Genomic DNA, 600 nt, shown 5'->3' with positions numbered 1-600 from the left:
GCGACGCGCAGCCCGACGTCGGCCTTGATCAACTGCGCGACCTGCTTGAGCTGGCCGCCGAAGGTCGTGTTCGGGTAGCTGGCGCCGTGGTCTACCGGGAACTGGCCGGGATTGGCCAGCGCCAGTTCGTCCACCGCCGCGAGCGCGCGCCGTGCACTGCCGGCGAGCAGGGTATCGGCGTCGTAGAGGCGGTTGAGCGCGGTCGCGATCGCGGCATACTGGAACGGCTCCAGCGCGCCGTAAGGCGCCGCCGCCTTGGCGACGACGGCCTGCAGCATGGCCATGTCGTCATTGAAGTCGACGATGTGGGTGAACGGGTTGATGTTGAGCCCGGACCCGGCGCGCAACTCGAGCATCTGGCCATCAGCCTTCTCGCACAGACGTGCGAAGCTCTTGCCGAGGTCGAGCATCCACACCTTGGCGCCCGCGCCGAGGTACGACCAGGCGATCTCGTTCAGGAACACCGATTTCCCGGATCCGGAAGAGCCCCCCAGCGCGAAGTTGTAGTTGCCCTCGGTGTTGTCGTAGAGGTCGAGGCCGATCACCTGGCCCCGGCGCCCGCCGAACAGCAGCACCGGCGTCTTCGAGCCGCGCCATTCG

Annotated in this window: 1 protein-coding gene; it reads right to left on the bottom strand. The window is 67.7% G+C overall.

All coding sequences use genetic code 11. The features are described from left to right. Window positions 1-600: hypothetical protein (locus JNK74_29525; protein MBL7650314.1), on the bottom strand; the 600-nt coding region annotated here is incomplete at both ends.

The sequence above is a fragment of the Candidatus Hydrogenedentota bacterium genome, assembly GCA_016791475.1.
Classification (GTDB): Bacteria; Hydrogenedentota; Hydrogenedentia; order Hydrogenedentales; family JAEUWI01; genus JAEUWI01.
The sequence above is the reverse complement of the archived record's forward strand: the minus strand, read 5'-3'. Positions and strand labels throughout refer to the sequence as shown.